The sequence below is a fragment of the Corynebacterium sp. HMSC062A03 genome (assembly GCF_001811145.1).
In the GTDB taxonomy this organism is placed as follows: domain Bacteria; phylum Actinomycetota; class Actinomycetes; order Mycobacteriales; family Mycobacteriaceae; genus Corynebacterium; species Corynebacterium aurimucosum.
This window is the reverse complement of sequence record NZ_KV803703.1, coordinates 25,539-43,250: the sequence shown is the minus strand read 5'-3', so window position 1 is coordinate 43,250 and position 17,712 is coordinate 25,539. Positions and strand designations below refer to the sequence as shown.

Here is a 17,712-nt window from a genome sequence, read left to right as displayed (position 1 = left end):
CTATTCGGAATCCATGATGAAGCCGGCATCGAGGACGCCCACCAGGTTGGTGATGCGCTCCTCCGGGGTGCGGCCCAATCCGGATGGGGTGATGGTGTTGGTCAGTGAGATGCCATCGAGGGCATCCTTGTAGTCCAACTTGCCCACCGACAGCATGGAGGCAACCATGCCGTGGTTATCCGCGCCGTTCTCCGGGTTAGCGCCTGGGGCGAACGGGGTACCTGCCTCGTGGCCGGACGGGAAGGAACCAGTTGCCTTGCCGTAGACCACGTTGGAAGTAATGGTCAGCACCGACTGGGTCGGAATGGCGTTGCGGTACATCGGGATGGCCTTAATCTTCGCCATGACGGTGTGGACGATGGTGGCGGCGATATCATCGGCGCGGTCATCATCGTTGCCGTAGAAGGGGAAGTCACCTTCCGTCTTGTAGTCCACGATGAGGCCGGTCTCATCGCGCACCGGGTAGACCTTGGCGTACTTAATGGCGGACAGCGAGTCAGCCACGATGGACAGGCCGGCGATACCGCAGCCCATGGAGCGCACGATATCGGAATCGTGCAGCGCCATCTCAATGGACTCGTACGCGTACTTGTCGTGGCAGTAGTGGATGATGTTCAGGGCCTCAACGTAGGTGCCGACGACCCAATCCAGCATCTCCTCGTACTTCTGCCAGACCTCGTCAAAGTCGAGCGGGCCATCGCCCTGGATAGGCTCATAACCATCCACGACCTGCTTGCCGCTGACCTCGTCGCGGCCGCCGTTGATGGCGTAGAGCAGGGCCTTGGCGGCGTTCACGCGGGCGCCGAAGAACTGCATTTGCTTGCCGACGGCCATCGGGGACACGCAGCACGCAATCGCAGCGTCATCGCCCCACTGCTCACGAATCTGCTTATCGGACTCGTACTGGATGGAAGAGGTCTCAATCGAGATATGGGCACAGAATTCCTTGTAGCCCGCCGGCAGCTGCGGATCCCAGAAGATGGTGATGTTCGGCTCCGGTGATGGGCCCAGGTTAATCAAGGTCTGCAGCAGGCGGAAGGAGGTCTTGGTGACCTGGTGGCGGCCATCCGTACCGAAACCAGCATCGGTCCAGGTTGCCCAGTACGGGTCGCCGGAGAAGATCTGGTCATAGTCCTCGGTACGCAGGAAGCGCACGATGCGCAGTTTGAGAACCAGCTGGTCGATGATCTCTTGGGCATCTTCCTCAGTGAGGATGCCTGCGGCGAAATCACGCTCAAAGTAGCAGTCGAAGAAGGCGGAAAGGCGGCCGATGGACATCGCTGCACCGTCTTGGGACTTGATGGAGGCCAAGTAGCCAAAGTAAGTCCACTGCACTGCTTCGTGGGCAGTCTTCGCCGGCTTCGAGATATCGAAGCCATAAGACTCAGCCATGATCTTGAGCTTCTTCAGGGCCTTGATCTGCTCGGCGTGCTCCTCACGGTAGCGGGCCCAGTGCTCGGAGAAACCGAGGTCTCCCACCGCGCTCTTGGATGCTTCCTTCTCGGCGATGAGGTAGTCCACGCCATAGAGAGCCACGCGGCGGTAGTCACCGATGATGCGGCCGCGGCCATAAGCATCCGGCAGGCCGGTGATGATGTGGGAGGAACGCGCTGCGCGGATGCGCGGGGTATAGATATCGAAGACCGCATCGTTGTGGGTCTTGCGGTAACGCGTGAAGATCTTCTCGATCTCCGGATCGGTTTCCTTGCCGGCTTCCTTAATGGCCTGCTTGACCATGCGCCATCCACCATTGGGCATCATGGCGCGCTTGAGCGGAGTATCCGTCTGCAGACCGACGATGACGTCATCATCCTCGGAGATATACCCAGCCGGGAAAGCATCGATATCGCTCGGGGTGTGGGTATCCACATCGAAGATGCGCTTCTGGCGCTCGACGGAAAGATAGTTCTTCTCCAAATGCTCCCACACGCGCTGCGTCTTCTCGGTGGGCCCAGCGAGGAAGGAAGAGTCCCCGTCATAAGGGGTGTAGTTGCGCTGGATAAAATCACGAACGTCAATGTTCTCAGTCCACGGGCCGGGCTCAAAGCCCTTCCATGCCTCGAACTGCACAGACTGTTCCGTTGCGGTGGTCACTATATTGACTCCCTTCATAGTTCACACGACGCGTAAACACTTAGTCGCAGAAGGGTTGTAGGTGACTTCGGCTCACGGGCAATTCGGTCAACACGTATCGTCACCGAACCCCTCTCTGTAGCCCATAGTAGGGGGACAAACGCATAACCTCACATCGGCACATGCGTGCCCCGCGCCACCGAACGGGCTGGTTTTAGCACCACACAGGTCAGCTCTCTCATAGGTAACGGCCGTACGGTTGGATGCGGGGGTAAATCACCCCCTGACGTGGCCTTTCCCACACCTTTCGGGCGAGTTCTTGGTGCCTGTCCGCGCCGCACTCTATTGTTATGCGCAGTATCCTCATCTCGCCCTTCAGCAAGGAGCTCTTTGCGTGTCTCACACCGCCGCTACCGCTAGCCCTGCCACTGTCCCAACCCACCCCGTTGATGTGGTCCCGCCGGCGCCCAAGCTGGCGGCACTCGGACTCCAGCACGTTCTCGCTTTCTATGCCGGCGCGGTCATCGTGCCACTGCTTATCGCTGGTTCCTTGGGCCTCGATGAGGCCACCACGATTCACCTCATCAATGCAGACCTGTTGACCTGTGGTCTGGCGACGTTGATCCAGGCGGTGGGCGTCGGCAAGCACATCGGTGTCCGCCTTCCCATCATCCAGGGTGTGACCACCACGGCGGTAAGCCCGATCATTGCCATCGGCATGAGCGCTGGCGACCAGCCGCTGCCGACGATTTATGGCGCGATTATTGCTGCCGGTATCTTTACTTTCTTTGCTGCGCCGGTCTTTGGACGCGTGCTCAAGTACTTCCCCCCAATTGTCACCGGCACCGTGCTTCTGGTGATGGGAACGTCGCTGCTGGCGGTCTCAGCAAATGACTTTGTCAATTACGCGGACGGGGTTCCGGCCGCACGCGATCTGCTCTATGGTTTCGGCACGCTCACCATCATTATCATCGTGCAGCGTTTCTTCCGCGGCTTCCTGGGTACTCTGTCTGTGCTGCTTGGTTTGGTCATCGGTACTGGCGTGGCCTTCGCACTGGGCGATACGTCCTTTGACGGCGTGCGTGAAGCCGATGCCATCGGTATGACAACACCTTTCTACTTCGGTATGCCGAAGTTCGACATCATGGCGATTCTTTCCCTCATCATCGTCATGATCATCACCATGGTGGAAACCACCGGCGATGTCTTCGCCACCGGTGAGATTGTGAAGAAGCGCATCAAGCGCGATGACGTGGTGCGCGCCATTCGCGCCGATGGTCTCTCCACCACCCTTGGTGGCGTGATGAACTCCTTCCCCTACACCTGCTTCGCGCAGAACGTCGGCTTGGTTCGCCTGACTGGTGTGAAATCCCGCTGGGTAGCCGTGTCCGCAGCGGGCTTCATGATCATTCTGGGCCTGCTACCTAAGGCCGCAGCTGTTGTGGCGGCTATTCCCTCCCCGGTGCTCGGCGGCGCCTCCCTCGCATTGTTTGCCAACGTTGCGTGGGCGGGCCTGCAGACCATTGCGAAGGAAGACATTACTGATGGCCGCAACGCCGCCATCGTTACCACCGCGCTGGGACTGGCCATGCTCGTTACCTTCAAGCCGGACGTGGCCACCGCCTTCCCGGAGTGGGCGCAGATTTTCGTCTCCTCCGGAATGTCGATCGGCGCTATCACGGCGATTTTGCTCAACTTGCTCTTCTTCCACGTCGGCTCGCAGTCTGGCGATGATGTCAGCCGTCTCGACGGCGCCGGCGTCTCGCTCAAGGAGCTCAACGACATGGACCGCGACAGCTTCGTCAGTGCGCTGCGCCCGCTCTTCAACAACGAAACCTGGCCGCTCGAAGCTGCCTGGGAGCTGCGCCCCTTCCAGGATGTCAGCCAGCTGCGCGAAGCAATCCAGGTCACGGTCCTCACTGCCCCCGGCGAGCAGCGCCGTGCCCTGATCCACGACTACCCCGCGATGGATGAGCTACTGCTTGCCGATTCCGACACCGCCGCCACTATCTCTGCTGACCGCGGTTCCTTGGCTCTGGATGACCTCGACGACGTTCAGACACAGCAGCTTATCGACGTCTCACAGGCCTACCGCGAACGCTTCGACATGCCATTTGTGGCGTACCTAGACACCAATGACTCGGCCGATCGCGTCATCGATGCGGGCGTGCGCCGCTTGTCCAACTCGGATGAGCTGGAACAGCGCGTGGTCTTGAGCGAAATCATCGAGATTGCCAATGACCGCTTCGATATCCTCCTTGCGGACGCTAACCCGGTGCGGGCTTATTGGGACCGCAAGTTCACGGAGGTGGAATGAACGTAGTTCATTCCACGTAGATGTAGTTCATTCCACGAAAGAGGGCACTCAGAGTGAGGATTAGCTGAACTCCATGGTGACCTGGGCCTCAGGGTCTACTCCGCGAATGATGCCTTCATAAAAGCTGCGGGCTTGGTCCTGCAGGAGCTCGCGGTTGTCGTTGATGTCCTTGCGCTTCTTATCGGCGCTGAGGACATCTGACACTGTCGAGGCGGCGTCGAGTGGCTGGGTGGTCCAGCTGAGCACGCCGTTATCTTCCACTGCGGTCTTAAACTCTTCATCGGTATGCCCGATAAAAATGAAGTCCGGGATATAGACCGTGTAGGCATGCTCGCCGGTCTCAGTGACGCGCACGTCCTTGCCTTCGATACCGAGCTTGGCTTTGTAGGAATACTGCACAAATTGGGTGCGGTCGGTCCACGGGACGCGTACACCAAATACTTCGCCGACAGAGGATTTCTCCGCCAGCCCCTGGATGCCCAGGCTGAGCAAGACCACTTGCTCTTGACGTTCGACTGCGTTGACCACCTGAGTATTAGTGGACTGAACTGGGGCGCTATAAATCTCGTTCGGCTGGCGTACGGCATACACACCCAAGCCAGCGCAAGCGAGTGAAAGAAGCACCACAATCGCGATAAGTGTGGTGCTCAGTTTGCGGCTCGTCATACCTACCTACAGCTGGAACTGCTCAACAACTTCAGTGCGGCGCTTGTGCTCCATCCAGAAGGACAAGAACGGCACAACGCCGGCGAGCGCCGTGGTGAAAAGCTTGCTTACCGGCCACATGGCACGCGGACCGAGGACCAGGATGGACACGAGGTAGACCATGTAGGCCACGCCGTGTGCTTGGGCGATGAGCGTGGCCCAGGATGGCATCTCCATCCCCACGCCGTATTGCAGAATCATGCGCGCAACAAGAATGAGAAGAAAAATACCGGTGATAGTGGCGGCAATGGAAAAGAACTTCAGCGGGCCACGGATACGCGCCTGGCGGTCAGGATGGACAGCGTTGTTGACTGAGTTGCTCATTAATACTCCTCTTCAGTGCCGCGACGGCGGCGCTGCTTGTTCATAGCGTTAAAGGTGTCCACATCAATCTGTGGGCGAGACGGTAGGAAATCTTCGTCGATTTTAGTCGCGGTGTGCTCCTTGGCCGCGCGCACGCTCTCTGCCTCATACTGGGCTGGCTCTTCTCCCCGCTCGAGTGCTTCGTTCTCGGCATCAATTCGCTCATTCTCGTAGCGTATGGCAGTGCGGTAAGCGTAAACAACAAATACCGCGAACAGCGGCCATTGGAAGGCGTATCCCAAGTTCTGGAAGGTTCCCGAACCGGAGCGGAACCGCGTCCATTGCCAATAAGCAAGGAATAAAAAGAGCACGACAAAGATCACGATGAGGACGATGTGCCACCATCGAACCTTCATCCGCTTTTTCGGTGCTGGGTTGGTGCTCACTCTCAACAGCCTACCCACCACGCCCGGAAAAGTGGATTTCCGTCTATGGGCTGCTGCCCTGTAGGCTAGTGAACGTTGCGTGGAGCAAAGAGTGCTCCGCAGCAACTAAACCCGCGCCCGTGGCGGAATTGGCAGACGCGCTAGATTTAGGTTCTAGTGTCTTATGACGTGTGAGTTCAAGTCTCACCGGGCGCACATAGTCAGACCCCCGCGCGGTTTCCGTGCGGGGTCTTGTCGTCACAGCGCTCGGCGAGCCAGCCCAGCTCGCGGATGCCGGGCTTGCGGTCATGGCCCGGCGGATGCTTAGGCTTGGCCGGCAAGCGCCGCTAGGGGTTCACGCAGCTGCGCCAGCGCGCGGCCGCGGTGCGAGACAGCGTTCTTCTCCTCCGGGGACATCTCCGCGGCAGAGCGGGATTCGCCTTCGGGCTGGAAGAGGGGATCGTAACCAAAGCCATTTTCGCCCTGTGGGGCGGTGAGCAAGGAGCCAGTCCAGCGGCCCTCCACCACGTGTTCCTGCCCATCCGGAGTCACCAACGCGCAGACCGACACGAAGGCAGCCGCGCGACGTTCAGCGGGTACATGGGACATCTGTCCTAGCAGCAGCTGGTTATTCGCTTCATCGTCTCCGTGACCGCCCGACCACCGAGCGGAGAGCACACCCGGCATGCCGTTGAGTTCTTCCACCGCGAGGCCAGAATCATCCGCGATCGTGGCCAAACCGGTGTGCTGCACCCCGGCGCGCGCCTTGATCAGCGCGTTATCGGCAAAGGTGCGGCCGTCTTCCACAGGCTCCGGGTAGGTTTCCACTGCGGACAGCGGGAGCAGTTCGATGCCCGCGATGCCGGCATCAGCGAGAATCTTCTCCAGCTCCTTGAGCTTCTTGGCATTATTCGAAGCGACGAGGAGCTTTACCATCCGAGGGCCGCCTTTTGAGCGTCGATAAGCTGGGCGCAACCTGCCTGGGCCACGTCCAACATGTCGTTGAGCTCCGCGCGGCCGAACAAGCCGTGCTCACCGGTGCCCTGAATCTCGACGAAGTCTCCGCCCTCCTGCATCACCACGTTGAGATCAACCTCCGCGCGGGAGTCCTCTTCATAGGGCAGGTCGAGGCACACGTGACCGTCAATGATGCCGACGGAAACAGCGGCAATAGGATCCAACAGCGGCTCGCCTGGGACGACACCCTCCTCCTTGAGGTAGGCAATCGCGTCAGCCAGCGCCACATACGCGCCGGTAATCGACGCCGTGCGGGTACCGCCGTCGGCCTGCAGCACGTCGCAATCCAGCTGGATAGTGTTCTCCCCCAGCTCGGATAGGTCCACGGCGGCGCGCAGGCTGCGGCCCACCAGGCGGGAAATCTCGTGGGTGCGGCCCTTGACCTTGCCCTTCATCGACTCGCGCGGCATGCGATCGTGGGTGGCCGAAGGCAACATCGCGTACTCGGCTGTCAACCAGCCCTCGCCGGAATCCTTCTTAAAGCGCGGCACCCCAAATTCCACGGAAGCCGTGCACATAACTCGGGTGTTGCCGAACTCCACCAAGACCGACCCAGCCGGATTGGTGGTGAAGTTGCGGGTAATGCGGACGCTACGGAGTTGGTCGAGCGCGCGACCATCGGCACGAGTGAAATCAGTCATGCCTCCTACCCTACCGCGCGTGCTAAAAGTCGAGCTCCATACCGGCGGCACCGACGATGATCTCACCGTCGAACTCACGGGCAGCTGCGGTATAAGTGGCGGCAGCATCACCCCAAGGCTGGAGGTGCACGAGCACCAGCTTCTTCACGCCCGCCTCACGCGCCAAGCGCCCGGCTTCTGCCCCCGACATATGCATATCCGGGGCCTTGTCCTCCGAGGTCTCGCCCCATGCGGCCTCACAGAGGAAAACATCCACGCCCTGGGCAGCCTCGACGAGCGCGGGCGTATAAGCCGAATCAGCTGAATAGCACAAGGTTGCACCGGTTTTAGTGTGTTCGACCCGCAAGGCGTATGTCTCGACCGGGTGAACTGTGCGGAAGGGGGTGATATAGACATCGTCAACAAGCTGGCGCTCGCGGTCCACCCAGGGGCTGAACGCAAACGTATCGCTCATGTCATCCACCCCGTCCGGAGCATCAGAGGACAAGCGGCCCAGGTGGGTTTCGGTAGTACTGGGCCCGAGGCAGAAATTGCGGGACGCCGCGGGTGCTGTGGGGTGGAAGCGCCGCCACACCATCAAAGACGGAAAGTCCAAGCAGTGATCGGCATGAAGATGAGTTAATGCCACGTGTGCATCGCAAGGATCCTGGAGTTCCTGCAGGCGTGCAAGCGTACCCGGGCCCAAGTCCATGATGATGGACGGAGCAGAGGGGAAAGACAAGAGATAGCCAGAGGCCGGATTACCCACGGTGGGCACCGAGCCGGAACAGCCTAGGATGGTCAGCTTCATGCGTTCAATAGTTCCACGAAACAACGGGGGATGCGGGATTTGGGTCGATTGTACATCTTCACTAGGACTAAATCTTGGGTCCCAAGAAACGCGTGGCTAAGAGCTCGAAGGCCGCGTGATCACCGGTGCACTCGAAACTGCGGGTGGGCACCTGTCCCGCTGGGGCGAGCATGTCCGTGGTTGTGAGGGTACGTAGGACATCCTTCGTAGTCTCCTCCGCCGAAGACACCAACGTGACGTTATCTCCGATGGCGAGCTGGATGACGCCCGTCAGCAGCGGATAATGTGTGCAGCCAAGAACGAGCGTATCGACGCCCGCCGATTGCAACGGCGCCAGGTAGCCCTCCGCCACGCCAAGGATCTGGCGCCCAGCCGTAATGCCGCGCTCGACAAAATTCACGAAATCAGGACAGGCCACCGCCTCGCATTCGACATTCGGATTGACGGCAAAAAGATCTTGATAAGCACCTGAATTGATGGTGCCCTCCGTGCCGATCACGCCAATTTTTCCGTTGCGGGTGGTGGCGATGGCACGGCGTACAGCCGGACGGATAACCTCCACGACCGGAATGTCATAGCGCTCCCGGGCGTCGTGCAAAAAGGCGGCCGTCGCGGTGTTGCAGGCAATCACCAGCATCTTGCAGCCGCGCTCCACGAGCTCATCGGCAATCGCGGTGGACAGCTCACGCACTTGGGCGATGGAGCGCGGGCCATAGGGCGCATGGGCGGTATCGCCGATGTAGATAATGGATTCGTCGGGAAGCTGCTCGATGATGGTGCGCGCAACGGTCAAGCCACCCACGCCCGAGTCAAAAATCCCGATGGGAGATGTTGCATCAGGCATTAGCGCGTTACTCCTTCGGGCGCGGGCTTAACCTTTTTAATCGGGTCATCGGAGGTGATCACCATTCCCGCGACGACGCCACCGATGGCACCGAAAAGGTGCCCCTGCCAGCTGACTCCTTCATAGATAGGCAACACGCCCCAGATGAGACCGGAATAGGCAAAGCCCAACCCCACGCCGACGAGAAATTGGCCCAGGGAACGGTTGAAGATTCCCCGGACGATGAGGTAGGCCAGCCAGCCATACACCATGCCCGAGGCACCAATATGCGAGGTCCCCGGCCCGCCCAACAGCCAGGTGCCGATGCCAGCGATGAGTACCACGATGATGGTAACTTCCCACCATGCCTTGCGGCCTGAGAGGCCGATCAGGAAACAAAAGACGGCACCGGGCAGTGAATTTCCGATGAGGTGCTCAAAGTTCGCGTGGAGTAGCGGAGCGGTGAAAATCCCCCAGATGCCATTAAAATCCAGTGGGCGTATGCCGTATTGACCCAGCTCGCTGCCAAAAAACAGGAAGTTGATGATGTGGATAACCCACTCAGCGACTAGGAAGCCCACCGTTAAAGACGCTGCCGTCTTCAGGCGTCCAGCCCGAGTGTAATTCTTCGAATCCCCCGTGTTGAGAACAGGCTGCTGCCCCGCCCCGGGGGCTGCCGGGCGGGGCCGGAAGGGGTTGGGCCCATGCGAATGCTGCTGGCCAAAAGGTCCACTCGTCGTCATAATGACTCCAACTTTAGCAAGCGCGCAGCGAGGAATACGCCTCCAAACCCAGCCCCGGGGTGGCGCTCACCACAGCCTCGACGATGGCTGCCTCCACTGCGTCGGCAGCGGCGGCGCTTAACGACGCCAACTCCGCAGCGCCGATCCCCTGCTCCGCAGGTTGTGTTCCGGAGGCGGCGGCAAAAAGCGTATCTCCATCCAGTGGAGAATGCGCCGGGCGAACCGCCCGGGCAATGCCGTCGTGGCCCGCTAAAGCAAGACGTTTTACTTGGGCCTTGGTTAACGGGGCGTCGGTCAACACCGCGCCAATGGTGGTGTTTAGTTGAGAAGCCTCTGCGAAAGATTCAGCCAGGCTGCGGGCCGCGGCAAACCGCTTAGCGTCCACGGCCGGCGCGTCCGGTGCGCCAAACAAACGCCCAGTCTCAGCATCAATCACCTGCCCCACCGGGTTGGCTACAACAACCGCGGCGACGGTGAACGGGGAGACATCGATAAGCACGGTCCCCACCCCACCTCTGATCTTGCCTGCGCAGGCGCCGGTGCCTGCGCCCACGCTGCCGCTCGTAGCGTCGTGCCCTGCCAACGCGGCGCGTAGAGCCGCCTGACCATCTGCCGCCGTGGGGCGCTGTGGGCCGGCGAGCAGATCAAAAATGACCGCGCCTGGCACGATGGGCACGCGGGGGCCGGGGATCTCCTCCCCAAAGACGGGGAAACCAATTCCCGCTTCCTCAAGCCCGCGCATGACACCATCCGCTGCTGCCAGCCCAAAGGCCGAACCGCCTGCAAGGACAAGAGCATGAACGCGCTCAACCGTGTTGTGCGGCTCCAGCAGATCCGTCTCGCGGGTGCCGGGGCCTCCGCCGCGCACATCGACGCCAGCCACGGCACCTTGTTCACCGCAGTAAACGACGGTGACGCCGGTGTCCTCACGCGTGACGTGACCGACAGAAAAGCCCATGTCGGGGAGAGTCTGCACGGTGCTAATCCATGATGACGTCGAGCAGCGAATCCTGGCAGAACGCCAGCCATTCCACGAGCGTATCGCGGTCCGCTCCAGGGGTATCCTCCGGCACGTCCCCGGCGGCGATGAAGAGGCGCAGGTCATTGAGCCCTGCGAGGAAGGCATGTGCTTCTTCCTCGCTGATAGCCACCTCTACCCCGCCGGTGGGCCCCAGCGCGGTGTTAATCACTTGGAGGTTTTCCAGCTTGGCGCGCGCGATGTCATTTTCGTGCAGCGAACGCAGCAGTGAATTATCGCCGTCGAACTCTTCATCCCCTGCCTTCTTGAAGTCGGGGAAAAGGCGGGCCAGCGATGGATCCTCCGGTGCTTCGGTGTGGCCGGTGGGCATGTCGAGCATGTCCGCCAGCTCATCCTTGGGGGCCGATTGTGCGCGGGCAATGATGGCCTCGGAGACGGTTGCGGTGAGATCACCTAAAACTTCGCGCTCCATGGGCTCGAAAATAGTCGTGTATTTCGCGCCACGCATGAAGGACTTTTTCTTTTTCCAAGCCTGCATACTCTTATCCTGCCTGCTGCATCGTGGCCCACAGGCCGGCGACTTGCAGTTTCTTCACATCGGCTTCGACTTTGTCGCGTTCACCCGAGGAGACTGCCGCCTTACCTTCGGTATGGACTTGCATCATCAGCTCGTTGGCGCGCTTTTTGTCATAGCCCAGCACAGTCTGGAACACGTAGGAAACATAGCTCATTAGGTTGACTGGGTCATCCCAAACAATGCACATCCACGGCAGGTTTTCGCTCGTGGCGACGTCGACCTCAATCGCTTCATCCAGCTCCGGGGTGGCCATGGGCGAACTCATAACCACACCCGCGGACGTTTCTTTGTGCGCTTTCATGTCCTCTACCCTAGCCAAATTTTTTCCGGTAGCGAGCGGTTATACTGTCATCAACTTCTGACCTGATTGTCGTTTCCAGGTGGCACCGATGAATTCTTTCACCCTTCCCCCAGCCGTTACTGACATTCTCGCGGGACGCCAACCGGCGAAGGAGGATGTCGTGTTCCTCCTGCAGCGCATCCTCACCGTGCTCGTCCTCGGCGGCACGCTCGTCACTGCCGTGATTAGCCTGACCAACCCGTCGGACGACGGCAGCTCGACGGATGCGGAACCCCCGACGTCGGAGGCGTGCGACTACGAGCTTCCCGACGTTCCCGTCCAACGCCAGCTCGCCACCATCCAAGAGGAGCTCATGGAGGGGCTCAACGAGTGGCGCAAGGAAGATGGCCAAGCCCCACTGGTGCCCTGGATCGACCGCCAAACCGCAGCCCGCGAAAAGGCAGAGTGCAACGCCGTCACCAAGACGCAAGACTCGGCCGAAGAAAATGTGCAGATGGTTCAGCACCACCTGCCCTTGGAGGAGGCTAGCGGCTATCAATTCATGGAAGCCTTCCTTGCTTCTCCCGACCATGTGGCTGCTTTGCAGGATCGCCGGATGTCCACTGCAGCCGTTGGAGTGGCTTATAACGACGGTGAGGTCTACGTTGTCATTCAGCTTGAGGAATAGAAGAGCTGATTTTTCAGAGCTCCCTGAGTAGCATCTTCGATGTGACTACTATCTCAGACAACACCCAGGATTCTGGGTTCGGACCTAGCGATCGTTCTACGGCTCTCCTTACGGATAAATACGAGCTGACCATGTTGGAGGCAGCGTTGCGCGATGGCTCCGCGCACCGCCAAGTGGCCTGCGAGGTATTTGCCCGCCGCCTCCCCAACGAGCGGCGCTATGGTGTCGTGGCCGGCACCGAACGCGTACTTCGCGCAGTCCGGGACTTCCGCTTTACCGCCCAACAACTGGCAGAGATGGACTTCCTTGATGCAGAAACCAAGGAATACCTGGCCAATTACCGCTTCTCTGGACACATCGATGGCTACCGCGAAGGCGAGCTCTACTTCCCCAATTCGCCCCTGTTGACCGTGCGCGGAACCTTTGGTGAATGCCTGATTCTGGAAACGGTGATTCTGTCCATCATGAATTCCGATTCCGCAGTGGCTTCTGCGGCCTCACGTATGGTGGTGGCTGCAGATGGCCGCCCCATCATCGAGATGGGTTCGCGCCGCACTCACGAATACGCTGCCGTGACCGCTGCCCGCGCCGCCTACCTGGCAGGTTTCCAGGCCACCTCCAACCTGGAAGCCGGCTACCGCTACGACATTCCGGTCTCCGGCACTGCGGCGCATGCGTGGACGCTGGCGCACGTCAACGAGGACGGCACTCCCAATGAGGAGGCAGCCTTCCGCGGGCAGATCGAAACGCTCGGCGTCGATACCACCCTGCTGGTGGATACCTATGACATCACCAAGGGCGTAGAAACCGCCGTGCGCGTCGCCGGCCCCGAGTTGGGTGGCGTGCGCATCGACTCTGGTGATTTGGCCGCGGTCACCCGTCGCGTGCGCAAGCAGCTCGATGACTTGGGCAACCACAACACCAAAATCGTGGTCTCCTCCGACCTCGATGAGTTTGCCATCGCCGGCCTGCGCGGCGACCCCGTCGATGTCTATGGCGTGGGTACCTCAGTGGTTACTGGCTCGGGCGCGCCAACCGCCAGCATGGTGTACAAGGTCGTCGAGGTTGATGGCCACCCAGTAGCCAAGCGCTCCTCCTCGAAGAAATCGCAGGGCGGGGCTAAGCGCTCTCTGCGCACCTACCGTTCCTCGGGGGTGGCCGTCGAGGAGCTCGTGCTCCCCTTCTCCGCCGAGGACCCAGACACGGGCACGCTGCGCACCCGCGAGATGACGGTACCGCTCATGCGCGACGGCGAAATCCTCGACAACCTGCCTACCCTCGAAGAATCCCGCGAGTATCTGGCTCAGGCCATCACCACCCTGCCATGGGAAGGCCTAGCGCTCACCCGCGACGAGCCTGCGGTTCCCACCCGCTTCGTTGGCTTCGGCTCTTAAGAAGCACGGCGAAGGCGACCGACTACACTGCCTGACATGCACGACACAACGGTTGACCTTCTCGACGCCGCAGTCTCTTCCCTCGGCGGCGCGCGGCGTGCCGGCCAGGTGCGCATGGCGAAGGCCGTAACCACCGCGTTAGAAAAGGAACGCCACCTCGCTGTGCAGGCAGGAACTGGTACGGGTAAGTCCCTGGCTTACCTCGTGCCCGCCTTCCGCCACGCGCAAGGAACCGGACACACGGTGATCGTCTCCACCGCCACGCTGGCGCTGCAGCGGCAGCTCGTGGAGCGGGACCTTCCGCGTCTGGCCGAGGCCCTCGAGCCGCACCTGGAGAAGAAGCCCACCTTCGCCATCATGAAGGGCCGCTCCAACTACGTCTGCCTCAACAAGGTGTCCCGCGCCGCCGAACTGGAGGATGAGGACGCGCTACTCGACGAAGACTCGGTCTCTCACCTCGGCCGCCACGTCCAACGTGTCTATGAATGGGCGGAAGACACCGAGACGGGTGACCGTGAGGATTTGGAACCGGGCGTGCCCGACCTCGCGTGGCGGCAAGTCTCCGTCACCTCGAACGAATGCCTCGGCGCCACACGCTGCCCGCACGGCGAGGACTGCTTCGCGGAACTCGCGCGACGCCGCGCGGCGGACGTCGATATCGTGGTCACCAACCACGCGCTGCTCGCCATTGACGCAGTAGCAGACATCAATATCCTGCCGGAACACGATGTCGTCATCATCGATGAGGCCCACGAGCTAGACGGCCGCATCACCTCGGTTTCTACCGCCGAAATCACCGGGCGCGCGCTGAAGATGGCGGCCAGCCGCGCCAAGTCTCTCGGCGCCAACGGCAAGGACCAACGCCTCGCTGAGCAGGCCAACGAGCTGAGTCAACTCCTCGGAGAGTTCGCGCCAGGCCGCTGGACCGACTTGCCAGAGGAAGCCAAGCAGCAGCTCATGGGTTTGGCGGACACGTTGGCCGACTGCCGCGAGACCATCGCCCGCGCCCCCGAGGGCGAGCAGTCCCAAGACCCGGAAAAATCTGCGGAGCGCCAGAACCTGGCCAATCACCTCGCTAGCCTCGTCGAAGCCATCGCTCGCATCCTTGACGTTTTCGCTACCGGTGACCCCGCCGCGCATGCCGACGTAGTCTGGCTGGAGCGCGATGAGCGCACGCTGAACGACACCCTCGCCGTGGCCCCGCTCTCCATCGCCGGGATGCTGCACGAAAAGCTCTTCGGCGAACAAACCGTGGTGCTGACCTCCGCCACGCTGGCCTTGGGAGGGCGCTTCGACGCCATGGCCGCACAATGGGGCCTGCCGAAGGGCACGTGGGACAGCCTTGATGTGGGTTATCCTTTCGACCCCGCGCGCAGTGGCATCTTATATACCGCGTCGCACCTACCGCAGCCGGGCCGTGACGGCCTCAGCCCCGAGACGCTCAAGGAGATCCGCGAGCTCATCATGGCTGCGGGCGGGCGCACGCTCGGGCTCTTCTCCTCGCGGCGAGCCGCGCAGCAGGCAGCCGAGGAACTCAAGCCCACGCTCCCCTTCGATATCTACCTCCAGGGCGAGGACTCCATCGGCGCTCTCGTGGACAAGTTCACGAAGAACGAAAACTCCTGTCTTTTCGGCACGCTAACCCTTTGGCAGGGCGTCGACGTACCGGGTCCTGCTTGTTCCCTGGTCCTCATCGACCGCATTCCCTTCCCCCGCCCGGATAACCCCCTCATGCAGGCTCGCACCGAGGCCGCGAAGGCCGCCGGGCGCAACGGCTTCATGGAAGTCTCCGCCACGCATGCTGCATTGCTTATGGCCCAAGGCGCGGGCCGTTTGCTGCGCTCTGCTAACGACCGCGGCGTCGTCGCAGTACTGGATAACCGCTTAGTAACCAAGCGCTATGGCTCCTACTTGCGGGCCTCGATGCCACAGATGTGGCCCACGAGCGACCCGCACGTCGTGCGCGGGGCTCTCCAGCGCCTAGTCGAAGCCCGTTAGGGGCGGCGCAGCGCGCAGACCGTAGCTGAGTCTGGGGCAACTTCGGTGAAGCCGGCGTCGTGCACCACAACAGCACCGGGGCGAGCGCATGCCGCTGCAAAGTCCGCAGTGCCGAGTGCGCGCACGGAAAGCGAAAAGTCCTGCGCTGCCCAGTCCTCTACTTCCTTGAAGCTCATTGCCGCAGCCAGCAGCATTGAACCATGCCCCACTTGCGCCGCAGCCTTTCCGGCGCTCATGGCAAGGGATGAGTCGATGTAGATCACGGGGTCGTCGGCAAGCGCGGGGCCCGGCTCATCCTGCGGGAGATCAGTATGGCCGATCTGCAGCTTGGCGACGAGCGGGTGCACATCCTGTACCGCCGAGGGGACGAAGACACGCGCGCGGTCATTGACAGTGACCCCAGGCAGAGCCTGTACATCGCGCCACGCCTTGTTGCGCGCGCGGCGGGCCACCTTGCGGATGCGGTGGCCGTACCACTGCCCCAAGGCCTCGGCGAAGGCCCCATCCTGCCCGGCCCGATCGTCGAGGCAGAGCTTGACCACGCCCCGCGCCGCTGCCTCCAACACCTCCGTGCGCGTGGGTGTGTCTTGCTTGGGCAGGTTGAGCGCTATCTGCATCGCCTGGATGGTCTCGGGCTTGTTGGGGTCCTCGGGATCCTCCCGCCAGCTGCGCTCGCTGCACGCGGCCACGAGGCGACGGTGGGCCTCGCGGAGGTTATTCACTGGCAACTTCCTCCATGGGGATACCCAGGATTTGCAGGATTTCATCCATGTACGGATGGTTGACCGAGGTATCCGCAACCTCTCGCAGCGCGGGTTTGGCGTTGAAGGCGATGCCCAAGCCGGCAGCGGAGATCATGTCGATATCGTTGGCACCGTCACCAACCGCCACGGTCTGCCGCATGCTCAGGCCCGAATCCGCAGCAAATTCGCGCAGGAACATCTCCTTGGCCTTACGGTCCACGACGTCCCCGATGACCCGGCCGGTGAGCTTGCCGTCCTCGATCTCGAGGGTATTGGCGCGCACGTAGTCGAGGTCGAGCTCTTTAGCTAGATCCTCGAGGACCTGAATGAAGCCGCCAGACACCACCGCAACGCGGTAGCCCATGCGCTTGAGCGTGCGGATGGTGGTGCGCACGCCTGGAGTCAGACGAATATCGTTGGCGGTTTCCTTAATCACCGTTTCCGGCAACCCGGCCAAGGCGGCGACGCGTTCGCGGAGAGACTCTTCGAAGTCCAGCTCACCGCGCATAGCGCGCTCCGTCACGGCGGCAACCTCTGCCTCCTTGCCGGCGTGGGCGGCCAACATCTCGATAACCTCGCCGGTGATGAGGGTGGAATCGCAGTCAAAGCAAATAAGCCGCTTTGAGCGGCGTTGCAGGCCGGAGCGCTCAATGGCGATGTCGACGCCCTGCTCCGTGGCCAAGCGGGCCAGCATTGCGCGGACTGGGTCGGAAGCTCCCTCAATGGTGATGTAGAGCTCGAGACCGTTGAGCGGGTAGGTAGAAAGACCGCGGATGCGGTCGATGTTGACGTTCAGGTTGGCCAGCTCCTTGGCAATCGCCGACATGTGGCTGGCGTTGAGCTGGCGTCCTAGCACCACGACGACGTGCGTGGAGCGCGGCCGTGAGGTTGCCTCCTCTTCCCGAAGATCCACGTTGATGGATTGGGCATAAATGCTCAACGTGTTGCGTAGGCCCTGCTCGAGCGCTTCGAGGCGGGAGGCCTGCACCCGGATATACGCAGAAAGGGAGATACGGCCGGAAAAGATAGCCTGTTCGGCGTCGACGAGCTCGACGTTGTGGGAGCTCAGGACTCGGAAGAAGGCGGCCGATACGCCGGGCTTGTCGGGGCCAGAGGCGGTGACAACGGCGAAGACTTGTTCACTTTGATTATCCACGGGCCTCATTATCGCACACCGCGATCCTGGAATCTCCACCTACGGCAAACGCCGCCTCCC

General features: G+C 61.3%; 18 protein-coding genes and 1 tRNA gene. 5 read left to right on the top strand and 14 right to left on the bottom strand.

From position 1 onward, the window contains the following. On the bottom strand, window positions 1-2,112 hold the full coding sequence (gene pflB, locus HMPREF2781_RS10775; protein WP_256364853.1) for a formate C-acetyltransferase: 2,112 nt from the start codon (window positions 2,110-2,112) through the stop codon (window positions 1-3). A 355-nt stretch (window positions 2,113-2,467) separates the two neighbouring features. Between pflB and HMPREF2781_RS10770 the strand changes: the two genes are divergently transcribed. Beyond that, on the top strand, window positions 2,468-4,390 hold the full coding sequence (locus tag HMPREF2781_RS10770; RefSeq protein ID WP_070645927.1) for a solute carrier family 23 protein: 1,923 nt from the start codon (window positions 2,468-2,470) through the stop codon (window positions 4,388-4,390). Window positions 4,391-4,450: 60 nt separating this feature from the next. Here HMPREF2781_RS10770 and HMPREF2781_RS10765 read toward each other — a convergent pair whose 3' ends face one another. The 3 genes from HMPREF2781_RS10765 to HMPREF2781_RS10755 are packed head-to-tail and all read right to left on the bottom strand — an operon-like array spanning window position 4,451 to window position 5,814. After that, window positions 4,451-5,056: a hypothetical protein gene (locus HMPREF2781_RS10765; protein WP_070645925.1), complete on the bottom strand. Its 606-nt coding sequence runs from the start codon at window positions 5,054-5,056 to the stop codon at window positions 4,451-4,453. 6 nt (window positions 5,057-5,062) lie between these two features. Next, window positions 5,063-5,419: a DUF3817 domain-containing protein gene (locus tag HMPREF2781_RS10760; RefSeq protein WP_070443384.1), complete on the bottom strand. Its 357-nt coding sequence runs from the start codon at window positions 5,417-5,419 to the stop codon at window positions 5,063-5,065. Continuing rightward, window positions 5,419-5,814 carry a hypothetical protein gene (locus HMPREF2781_RS10755; RefSeq protein ID WP_070645924.1) on the bottom strand — a complete coding sequence of 132 codons (396 nt, stop codon included), beginning with the start codon at window positions 5,812-5,814 and terminating at the stop codon, window positions 5,419-5,421. Before HMPREF2781_RS10755 ends, HMPREF2781_RS10760 begins: the two co-directional genes overlap by 1 nt. 143 nt (window positions 5,815-5,957) lie before the next feature. On the opposite strand from HMPREF2781_RS10755, the gene HMPREF2781_RS10750 reads away from it, so the two are divergent. Continuing rightward, window positions 5,958-6,039: transfer RNA gene (locus HMPREF2781_RS10750), tRNA-Leu, on the top strand. A gap of 108 nt (window positions 6,040-6,147) precedes the next feature. Here the strand turns inward: HMPREF2781_RS10750 and rdgB are convergent. From rdgB to clpS, 8 genes are all read right to left on the bottom strand, one after another. Continuing rightward, complete coding sequence (gene rdgB / locus HMPREF2781_RS10745; protein WP_070645922.1) at window positions 6,148-6,759, bottom strand: RdgB/HAM1 family non-canonical purine NTP pyrophosphatase; 612 nt, start codon at window positions 6,757-6,759, stop codon at window positions 6,148-6,150. Then, the gene (gene rph / locus HMPREF2781_RS10740; RefSeq protein ID WP_070525301.1) at window positions 6,753-7,481 is read right to left on the bottom strand and encodes a ribonuclease PH; all 729 of its coding nucleotides are present in this window, start codon (window positions 7,479-7,481) and stop codon (window positions 6,753-6,755) included. Before rph ends, rdgB begins: the two co-directional genes overlap by 7 nt. 22 nt (window positions 7,482-7,503) lie before the next feature. Beyond that, on the bottom strand, window positions 7,504-8,271 hold the full coding sequence (locus HMPREF2781_RS10735) for an MBL fold metallo-hydrolase (protein ID WP_070645920.1): 768 nt from the start codon (window positions 8,269-8,271) through the stop codon (window positions 7,504-7,506). 67 nt (window positions 8,272-8,338) lie between these two features. Then, window positions 8,339-9,115, bottom strand: a complete 777-nt coding sequence (murI, locus tag HMPREF2781_RS10730; protein ID WP_070443374.1) for a glutamate racemase — start codon at window positions 9,113-9,115, stop codon at window positions 8,339-8,341. Next, window positions 9,115-9,837 carry a rhomboid family intramembrane serine protease gene (locus HMPREF2781_RS10725; protein ID WP_083308565.1) on the bottom strand — a complete coding sequence of 241 codons (723 nt, stop codon included), beginning with the start codon at window positions 9,835-9,837 and terminating at the stop codon, window positions 9,115-9,117. Before HMPREF2781_RS10725 ends, murI begins: the two co-directional genes overlap by 1 nt. A gap of 13 nt (window positions 9,838-9,850) precedes the next feature. After that, entirely contained in the window at window positions 9,851-10,795 is a 945-nt protein-coding gene (locus HMPREF2781_RS10720; protein ID WP_070645916.1) for a P1 family peptidase, read from the bottom strand. 22 nt (window positions 10,796-10,817) lie between these two features. Beyond that, window positions 10,818-11,354 (bottom strand): DUF2017 domain-containing protein, encoded by a 537-nt coding sequence (locus HMPREF2781_RS10715; protein ID WP_070645914.1) that lies wholly within the window; start codon window positions 11,352-11,354, stop codon window positions 10,818-10,820. A 4-nt stretch (window positions 11,355-11,358) separates the two neighbouring features. After that, window positions 11,359-11,694, bottom strand: a complete 336-nt coding sequence (gene clpS / locus HMPREF2781_RS10710) for an ATP-dependent Clp protease adapter ClpS (RefSeq protein ID WP_012715272.1) — start codon at window positions 11,692-11,694, stop codon at window positions 11,359-11,361. 88 nt (window positions 11,695-11,782) lie between these two features. Between clpS and HMPREF2781_RS10705 the strand changes: the two genes are divergently transcribed. From HMPREF2781_RS10705 to HMPREF2781_RS10695, 3 genes are read left to right on the top strand one after another with little or no spacing between them, the layout of a single operon-like run. Beyond that, a complete protein-coding gene (locus HMPREF2781_RS10705) occupies window positions 11,783-12,361 on the top strand; it encodes a CAP domain-containing protein (RefSeq protein ID WP_070645912.1) in 579 nt (192 codons plus the stop codon). 41 nt (window positions 12,362-12,402) lie between these two features. Next, window positions 12,403-13,755 (top strand): nicotinate phosphoribosyltransferase, encoded by a 1,353-nt coding sequence (locus HMPREF2781_RS10700; RefSeq protein WP_070443364.1) that lies wholly within the window; start codon window positions 12,403-12,405, stop codon window positions 13,753-13,755. Between the two features lie 36 nt (window positions 13,756-13,791). Further along, window positions 13,792-15,753 carry an ATP-dependent DNA helicase gene (locus HMPREF2781_RS10695; RefSeq protein WP_070645910.1) on the top strand — a complete coding sequence of 654 codons (1,962 nt, stop codon included), beginning with the start codon at window positions 13,792-13,794 and terminating at the stop codon, window positions 15,751-15,753. Here the strand turns inward: HMPREF2781_RS10695 and HMPREF2781_RS10690 are convergent. Both HMPREF2781_RS10690 and serB read right to left on the bottom strand, forming a co-directional pair. Next, a complete protein-coding gene (locus HMPREF2781_RS10690; RefSeq protein WP_070645908.1) occupies window positions 15,750-16,475 on the bottom strand; it encodes a peptidyl-tRNA hydrolase in 726 nt (241 codons plus the stop codon). The genes HMPREF2781_RS10695 and HMPREF2781_RS10690 overlap by 4 nt on opposite strands. Then, entirely contained in the window at window positions 16,468-17,661 is a 1,194-nt protein-coding gene (gene serB / locus HMPREF2781_RS10685; protein WP_070645906.1) for a phosphoserine phosphatase SerB, read from the bottom strand. The genes HMPREF2781_RS10690 and serB overlap by 8 nt, the downstream gene beginning before the upstream one ends. Window positions 17,662-17,712: the final 51 nt, after the last annotated feature.

Excerpts from the sequence above, each read along its gene's own strand:
- pflB (WP_256364853.1), bottom strand. The coding sequence starts at position 2,112 with ATGAAGGGAGTCAATATAGTGACCACCGCAACGGAACAGTCTGTGCAG.
- HMPREF2781_RS10765 (WP_070645925.1), bottom strand. The coding sequence starts at position 5,056 with ATGACGAGCCGCAAACTGAGCACCACACTTATCGCGATTGTGGTGCTT.
- HMPREF2781_RS10760 (WP_070443384.1), bottom strand. The coding sequence starts at position 5,419 with ATGAGCAACTCAGTCAACAACGCTGTCCATCCTGACCGCCAGGCGCGT.
- HMPREF2781_RS10755 (WP_070645924.1), bottom strand. The coding sequence starts at position 5,814 with ATGAAGGTTCGATGGTGGCACATCGTCCTCATCGTGATCTTTGTCGTG.
- rdgB (WP_070645922.1), bottom strand. The coding sequence starts at position 6,759 with ATGGTAAAGCTCCTCGTCGCTTCGAATAATGCCAAGAAGCTCAAGGAG.
- rph (WP_070525301.1), bottom strand. The coding sequence starts at position 7,481 with ATGACTGATTTCACTCGTGCCGATGGTCGCGCGCTCGACCAACTCCGT.
- HMPREF2781_RS10735 (WP_070645920.1), bottom strand. The coding sequence starts at position 8,271 with ATGAAGCTGACCATCCTAGGCTGTTCCGGCTCGGTGCCCACCGTGGGT.
- murI (WP_070443374.1), bottom strand. The coding sequence starts at position 9,115 with ATGCCTGATGCAACATCTCCCATCGGGATTTTTGACTCGGGCGTGGGT.
- HMPREF2781_RS10725 (WP_083308565.1), bottom strand. The coding sequence starts at position 9,837 with ATGACGACGAGTGGACCTTTTGGCCAGCAGCATTCGCATGGGCCCAAC.
- HMPREF2781_RS10720 (WP_070645916.1), bottom strand. The coding sequence starts at position 10,795 with ATGGGCTTTTCTGTCGGTCACGTCACGCGTGAGGACACCGGCGTCACC.
- HMPREF2781_RS10715 (WP_070645914.1), bottom strand. The coding sequence starts at position 11,354 with ATGCAGGCTTGGAAAAAGAAAAAGTCCTTCATGCGTGGCGCGAAATAC.
- clpS (WP_012715272.1), bottom strand. The coding sequence starts at position 11,694 with ATGAAAGCGCACAAAGAAACGTCCGCGGGTGTGGTTATGAGTTCGCCC.
- HMPREF2781_RS10705 (WP_070645912.1), top strand. The coding sequence starts at position 11,783 with ATGAATTCTTTCACCCTTCCCCCAGCCGTTACTGACATTCTCGCGGGA.
- HMPREF2781_RS10695 (WP_070645910.1), top strand. The coding sequence starts at position 13,792 with ATGCACGACACAACGGTTGACCTTCTCGACGCCGCAGTCTCTTCCCTC.
- serB (WP_070645906.1), bottom strand. The coding sequence starts at position 17,661 with ATGAGGCCCGTGGATAATCAAAGTGAACAAGTCTTCGCCGTTGTCACC.